The following is a 7,751-nucleotide window of genomic DNA, read 5'->3' on the forward strand; positions in this document are numbered from 1 at the left end:
AGCCCCACGATGCCGATAGCAGATGCTCTCATGATCCTCCTCCCGAAGACGCCCAGGCAGAGGATACGCCTTCTCGCGTCTAGCGGTACAGTTCCTTTACCCGGCCCCAATCGGACTTCTCGGAGGCGATGCCGCAGCGCATTGCTCCAGACGGGTTGAACACCGCCCGGTCGGGCGCTACGCACACCGTCGTGAATACCGGGTTATTACAGAGCGTAACCAGAGGGCAAGGGAAGGTGGGGTTTCCTGGCGGCGACTTGGCGGCGATCTCGATGAAGGCGTCCCTGCCGCCGCTCACATTCGTCACCTGCAGGCGCCAGATCGGGATTGGTATGCGGCTCTCACAACCGTCCATTTTGACCACGTTCAACCCCGACCCCACGGCCGAGTTGCCCAAATTCATGCTGGGCTCGGACAGCAGTCTCTGCTCGTTGGAGAAGCTGTAGCCGGGAGCCCCGCTGGCATCGATGCTGAACTCGACGCCGCTGATCCCGCCCCGCGTGTCGCCTTCGGGCAAGAGCAGGACGTAGAGCGTCCGCGACTGCCCCATGCCGAATGTTTGCGAGCACTCGTTGGCGCGGTCGTCGAAGTAGATGCCGAGAACGCCGTTGAGCTGGGCCTGCGCCGCCGGCGCGAAAGTCGTGGCGACGCCGAGGCCGGCGAGGAGGCAAGCCGCAATCGGGCGACGGAATCGGTGCATCGATGGGGTCCCTCCGGGGGCGGCCATTTGCAGGCAGGGCAGAGATGGGCCGCCAGGGGTCGTTCGTTTCGAAGGCAGAAAATGATACCACGCCGCCACCGGGCCCGGGAAGACGGCCCCAGGCGCGCGTCCACAGCCGTCCGCGGCACGATGCCCACGGCTGCATGCGGCGCTCATGGCACGGCCGTCCGCCACCGGATGCTCAAGGGGTCTCGGCGGAGTACTCCAGCAGGATGGCAGTGGCGTCGTCTTCCAGCGCCCGGCCCTGGGAGAACTCCTCCACGCCATGCACGAGGGCCGCGAGGGCGGCATCGGGCGGCGTGGTCAGGCTCGCCGCGAAGACGCGCCGCAAGCGCTCGTCGCCGAACTCGGCACCTCCGACGCTACGCGCTTCGGTGATGCCGTCGGTGTGGAAGAGCAACCGGCGGCGGCTTCCCAGAGGGAAACTGCGCACCTCGAAATCGACGCCCGGGAGGATGCCGAGGGGCGGACCGGTGGATTCCCAGGCCCGGCCCTCGTCGTCCAGGATGCTCGGATGCCCGGCGCTCACGTAGCGCACCTCGCGGCTGGCGAGATCCAGCACCGCGAGCACCGCGGTGGTGAACTGGTTGCGCGCCAGCGGCAGGAGGCGCTCGTTCACCCGGCGGAAGAGCCGGCGCAGGTCGCGCCAGTCTTCCTGCACGGCGCGCATCTCCGCCTTGAGCATTCCGGTGTACAGCGCCGCCATCACGCCGTGACCGGCGACATCGGCGAGGACGACACCGATCGCCGTCGAGCCGAGGGTGAAGAAATCGTAGAAGTCGCCGCCCAGGCGCTCCGAAGGCCGGTACCACACGTCGCCGCGCAAGCCCGGCAGCCGCGGGAACCATCCCGGCAGCAGCAGGCGCTGGAAGGCGCGGGCCCGCTCCAAGTCTTCTTCCAAGGTGCGGGTGTAGGCACGGTTCTCGCGCTCCAACCGCTGGCGTTCCAAGCAACGCTCCACCAGGGTCTCCAGCACCGGCTTCTCGAAAGGCTTGCGGATGAAATAGAAGGCCCGCTCGCGCAGCGACTCCACCAGCTTCTCGTCGGGATTGGACACCGATCCGGTCATGATGATGACCTCGGTGTCGGGGTGCCGCGACTTGATGCTCTTCAGCACCTCGAAGCCCGTCATGCCGGGCATGCGCACGTCGACGATGGCGAGGTCCTGCGGCTTGGTCTCGAGGATCTCCAACGCCTGCGCCCCCGACGAAGCGAGGGTGACGCGATGGCGGCGCTCCAGAATGCGTTGCGCCGCCCTCTGGATCCCCGGCTCGTCGTCCACGATGAGGATGCGCGCCGTCTCCGCCGGGCGGGCCTCGGCGAGAACCGGCGCCGGACGCTCCGGGCTCACGGCGTCCCCCCGGTCGGGGAGGCTTCCTGCGCCTTGGGGCCGCTCCCGGCAGGGGCGCCCGCCCGCGCGCCGGACTGGAACACCGGGAACTCGAGCTGCACCGCGGTGCCGTGACCGACCCGGCTCTGCAGCGACATCTTGCCGTTGTGCTCCCAGACGATGCTGCGCACCACCGACAGCCCGAGCCCGGTGCCGTGCCCCTTGCTGGTGTAGAAGGGTTCCTGCACGCGGGCCAGGAGCTCTTCCGGGATGCCGCTGCCGGTGTCCTCGATCACCACCGAGACCCGTTCGCCGTCGGACCAGGAGCGCGCGGTCAGCGTGCCTCCTTCGGGCATGGCGTCGATGGCGTTCATCACCAGGTTGTGGAAAGCCTGCTCGAGCCGCCCCGGGTGCGCCAGGATGGGCGGCAGATCCTCGGCCAGGCGGCGCCGCACGCGCACCCGCGCCTTCTCGAGCTTGAAGCCCAGCAGATCGAGCGCCGTGGCGACACGCACGTTCACGTTCACCACCTGGTCGATGGCGTAGGTGCCTCTCGCCATCGCCAGCATGCCCTTGAAGATGCGGGCGCTGATGCGGGTGTAGCTCTCGATCTGCCGCAGGTCGTCCAGGAAGCGCTCGCGATCGTAACGCCCTTCCTCCACGTCCGACAGCAGCGCCTGCACCATGGGCAGGCTGGCGCCGAGGGCGTTGTTGACGTCGTGGGCGACGCCGCTCGCCAGGTCCGCCATGACCCGCTTGCCCTCGCTTTCGATGAGCTGGCGCTCGAGCTCCTTGATGGCGGCGATGTCGCGCACGAACACGACCATGCCCTGTTTGACTTCGGCGGCGTCGTGCAGCTCCCGCGCCGAGAGGTAGACAGGAAACAGGCCGCCATCGCTGCGGCGGCATTCCAGCTCGCCCGACCACAGCCCCATGAACTCCACCACCTGGGAGAGCGAGTCGAACTGATCGCCCAGGATGCCGGAGCCGGCGGCATCGACCCGGCGGCCGCGCAGCTCGTCCGCCGGGAAGCCGAACATCTGCTCGCCCGCTTCGTTGACGAACTGCAAGAGGCCGCTGGCATCGATCCAGAAGATGGCGAGCGGCGCGTTCTCCACGAAGGAGGCCAGACGCTGTGCTTCCTCCGTGCGCCGCCTTACCTGGTCTTCGAGGCGGACGCCCAGCTGCTGGATGCGTTCGCGCTTCCGCAAGTCGGCGAGAGCCAGCGACACCTGGCTGGCGATGGCCGAGAGGAGCTCGACGTCGGCCTTGGTGAAGCCGCCGGCGGCGAGGCCACCGTCCTGGGTGAGCCGGTTGAGCACGCGCAGGATGCCGATGGGACGATGGTTCTCCACCAGCGGCGTGGCGATGAGATGGGCGATGCGGCCCGTGTGCAGCTGCTCGCGGTAGCGCTGCATCGGCTCCGCCGTGGTGTGGTCGCTCTGCTCCACGTCGTTGTGCAGCACCGGCGGTGGGTAGCGGCCGCTGCGCAGCACCGCGGCGCGGCCGGTGAGGCCCTCGCCGGTGGCGTAGCTCTCCGCGGCGAACCAATCCGCCGGCACACCCGCGGCGGCGCGCCGCCGATAGCGTCCTTCCTCGAACAGGAAAACTGCCGTGGCCTCGCAGTTCAGGTGCGCCCGGGTGAGATCGGCGGTGAGCTGCAGGAGACGTGGCGCATCTTCCTGCGCCGCGAGCCGCGTCGAGAGCTCGTAGAGCAGCTGCAGCGTCGCCTGCTGGCGCTCGCGCTGTTGCAGCGTCTCCAGAGCGATGGCGGTCTTGTCGGCCAGGATGGAGAGGAATTCCACGTCGCGCTCGCGGAAGCGGTTGGGCGTGAAGGACTCGACGTTGAGCACGCCGAGGACGACGTTCTCGAAGCGAATGGGGACGGCGAGCTCGGAGCGCGTGGCGGCGCTGTGCAGCACGTACTGCGCGTGGGTGGTCACGTCGTTGGCGACGATGGGCTGCCCGGTGCGCGCCACCTCGCCGGTGATGCCCTGGCCGAGGGCGAGACCCGGGCTGCCCACGGTGTAGCCCATGGCGGCGATCTCGCGCAGGCGGCCGGCGTCGCGGTCGAGGAGCTCGAGGCAGCCCACCGGCAGGCGGAGCACGCCGAGGACGATCTCCAGGATGCGCCGGCCGATGGTTTCGAGGGGAAGCGGCTTGGTCACGAGCTGGCCGATTTCATTGATGGCGCGGAGCTCGTCGATGCGGCGCTCGTACAGATCGGCGTTGCGGATCGCCGTGCTCATCTTCTCCACGAAGCGCCCGACCACGGCCACGTCGGCCGGCGTGAAGGCCCCGGCGCCCGTGTCGGAGAGCTTGAGCACCCCCAAGAGGCGCTCGCCGAAGAGGAGCGGCACCACGAGCATGCTGCGCTCCGGCGGCACCTGGCTGTCCCTGCAGGCGAAGCACAAGCGCTCGTAGAGAGCTTGCAAGCGTTTCGGCTCCAGGGTTGCCGCCGCAGTTTCGTCGGCTTCGAACAGCGGCTGCACCGCGCCGGCGCCGAGCGGGCTGCCGAGAACGAAGGCGCGGTCGCGGACCGTGAGCAGCTCTTGGAGCTCCGGCTCGAGCTCCAGCGTGGTCTGAATGTGCGGGCTCTTGGCCTTCTGCCACACCACCTTGTCGGCGCGCACCACCAGGCGGGAGCGTTCACGATCCACCAGCAGGATGGCGCCCCCATGGTCGTAGCGCACCAGGAGCTGCAGACCGTCGAGGATCTGGTAGAGAAGATCCACCGTGCGCAGCTCGCTGCCGATCTTGCGCTCGATGCGCGCCAGGACCTCGACGACGCGTGCTTCCGCCAGGGCATCGAGGCGCTCGTTCACCAGCTCGCCCGCGCGCAGCAACGCCCGCAGTTCCGTGCGCAGGAAAGGCTGCGTCCGCCCCAGGAGCAAGACGGCGATGGCCTTGCCCCGTTCCCGCAGGGACAGGTACAGGACTTCCGGCGGCACCGTGGCGCGCCCGGCAGCGAGGATCCCGCGCGCCAGAGCCGGGTCCCATTCGCGTGCGCCGATGCGGTGCACGATGCGGAGCTGATCGCCGCGGCCGGCGGCGAAGACCACGCCCTCGCTGGCGCCCAAGGCTTCCACCAGCTCGCGGAGGGCCACGTGCAGGGCGCGCTCGAGGGAACCCACGCTCTTGAGCTCATGCAGGATCTGCTGGCAGAGCCTGAACTCTCGCAGCTCCTGCGCTTCCGCGTCGAAATCCGCTGGCGATGATGGATGGGTGCCCATGATTCCGGATGGTAGCACGTGGGTGGGCTCGCGCGAGGGGAGAGCGCGCACCGTCGTGCGTTGCGCTCGTGCCCACGAGAGACGCGATGGTCTCAACCTGTGGAGCGATCATCGATGGCTACGTTCGTTGCCCGTCCCGGCGTATCGACCCCACCGCCCAAGTGCAGGTACCTGCTGGCGTCGGCATAATCCCAGCAGAGACTCTGGTCGGTCGGTATCGTCAGGTCATCGCTACACCCGAGAGCCGTCGTCACCAGCACCCAGGAGAGCCACATTCGGCAGTGTGCCCGGTGCATATTCAAGACCTTCGGTCCGCTCTGCGGTCCAGCGTCGATGCGGATCACGCCGCAGTCGTCTGGGGTGAAACACCGAGCCGGCCCCGCCCTGCGTTTGTGGTGCTCAATCATGATCCCGCGCGAGGCCAACCCCCAGGCAGGTGTGGGTGCTACGGGACCTTCAGGGGCTGCACTGCGCGGGCACGATGGCGAGACCGGACGCACCGGAGGGGGCGTAAACATACGAACCTGATGCCACGACCTCGTAGAAAGGCGCGGGCATCTCCAGGCGACCGAGAGGCGTGGGGGCGCTCGGGTCGGCGATGTCGAACACACGCAGAGAAGGAGGTTGCTGCGCCAGGTAGGCGTGGGTGCCGGAGACTGCGAGGCCCCAGTTTTCGCCCTGCGTGTCGGCACGGGCGACAATGTGCGGCTGCGCCGGATTCGAGATGTCCACCACCGTCAAGCCGGACTGCCGGCCGCTCACGTAGGCATAGGTGCCGGAGACGGCGACATCCCAGGGGAAGCCCGGCACCGTGAGCCTGCTCGCGACGGCGGGAGAGGTTGGGTTCGACACATCGAGCACGAGCAGTTGGAAGGCGGTCGCCACCACGTAGGCATAGCTGCCGTCGACGACGACACTCGCGGGGTACTGCACTTTGGCGCTGCCGACGATGACCGGCGCCGTGGGGTTCGACACATCCACCACGCTGAAGCTCGAGCTCCCCACGACGTAGGCGTGGAGGCCCGAGATGGCGACATCCTCGTTGAAAGCCGGCATCTCCACGGCACCGAGAATCGCGGGGGCCGCCGGATCGGCGATGTCGACCACGTGCAATCGATTCGTGTCGGTCACGTAGGCGCGTGGGCCGGAGACGGCCAGGTCGCGGACCTCGAACGGCAACTCCAAGCTTCCGACGAGTCTGGGCGAGGCAGGATTCGAGACGTCGAGGCTCTGCAGCCAGTTGCCGTCCGCCACGTACGCGAAGGGGCCGACGATGGCGACGTCGTTGGCGCTGCCCGGAGTTTCGAACACCTCCGCACGCGCCGACGTCGGGTTCGAGATGTCGATCACCTGGAGTCCCGAGAGATCGCCGGCTAGATAGGCGAAAGAGCCAGCGATGGCCACGCCGAGCGCACTGCCCGGCGTGTACAGGGTACCCACGACACGAGGCACGCGAGGGTCCGAACCATCGACCACCTGCAAGCCTCCCGTGGCCGCAGCGACGAAGACTCGGGAACCGACGATGGCCACCGCCGAGGCGAAATCCCGGAGGACGGCCCTGCCGACGATCGTGGGAGCAGCCGGTTCCGTGACGTCGACAGCATAGAAATGTTTATCGTGCCCACCGCCCACGTAGGCGTGCGCTCCGTCGGCGGCAACGCAGAGGGCGTAGTCCTTCGCCAGGTGCAGTTCCCCGATCGACCTCGGATTTGCCGGTTCCGAGATGTCGACCACCCGGAGTCCAGCGGACCCGCAGGCCACGTAGGCGTAGGCATCGACGACGGTCACCCCCAAGGCAGTCGGCAGCAGCACCGATCCGACGAGGGCCGGAGAGGCCGCATTCGAGACATCGATGACCTGGAGGCTTCCACTGCCGCCGCGACCCAGGAAGTCCGTGCTGGCGACGTAGACATAGGCACCGTCGCTCGCGACGTCGAGGGCCAGGCCAGGCGTATCCAAGCCCGCCACGAGGACCAGCGCGGTCGGATTCGACACGTCGACGACCTGCAATCCCGCCTCACCGTCGGCGACGTATGCATGCGCACCGGAAACGGCGACGCCCACGGCCTGACCTGGCGTGTCGATGCTGCCCACGAGGACGGGCCGCGCTGGAGCCGACAGATCCAGCACCTGAAGACTCCCGCCGGGGTCGACGACGAAGGCGTACCGGCCGGCGACGGCCACGTCGACGACCCGCCCTGGCGTGTCGAGGCTGCCCGCCAAGTGCATGTGCGAGGTGGTATCGGCATAGTCCAAACACGGGGACTGGCCGTTCGGTACGGTCACCACGTCGCCGCAGCCGAGAGCGGTGGTGACCAGCACCCAGGAGAGACACTTGTGGAAGCGTGTCCGGCGCATACCCAAGCCCTTCATCGGCTTTGCTGCCCAGCTTCGATGCGCTTCACGCCGCAGTCGCCGAGGGAGAACACCGATCCGGCCCAGGCCCAGCTCCACGTTTCCAGCGGAG

General features: G+C 68.3%; 4 protein-coding genes. All 4 read right to left on the reverse strand.

The genetic code is table 11. The features are described 5' to 3' along the window. Positions 1-79: 79 nt before the first annotated feature. The gene (locus VFE28_06500) at positions 80-700 is read right to left on the reverse strand and encodes a hypothetical protein (GenBank protein HZM15635.1); all 621 of its coding nucleotides are present in this window, start codon (positions 698-700) and stop codon (positions 80-82) included. A 202-nt stretch (positions 701-902) separates the two neighbouring features. After that, complete coding sequence (locus VFE28_06505; protein HZM15636.1) at positions 903-2,072, reverse strand: SpoIIE family protein phosphatase; 1,170 nt, start codon at positions 2,070-2,072, stop codon at positions 903-905. Then, positions 2,069-5,302 (reverse strand): GAF domain-containing protein, encoded by a 3,234-nt coding sequence (locus tag VFE28_06510; protein ID HZM15637.1) that lies wholly within the window; start codon positions 5,300-5,302, stop codon positions 2,069-2,071. The genes VFE28_06505 and VFE28_06510 overlap by 4 nt, the downstream gene beginning before the upstream one ends. Before the next feature lie 438 nt (positions 5,303-5,740). Further along, positions 5,741-7,642 (reverse strand): hypothetical protein, encoded by a 1,902-nt coding sequence (locus VFE28_06515; GenBank protein HZM15638.1) that lies wholly within the window; start codon positions 7,640-7,642, stop codon positions 5,741-5,743. Positions 7,643-7,751: the final 109 nt, after the last annotated feature.

Source organism: Candidatus Krumholzibacteriia bacterium, from assembly GCA_035649275.1.
GTDB lineage: Bacteria > Krumholzibacteriota > Krumholzibacteriia.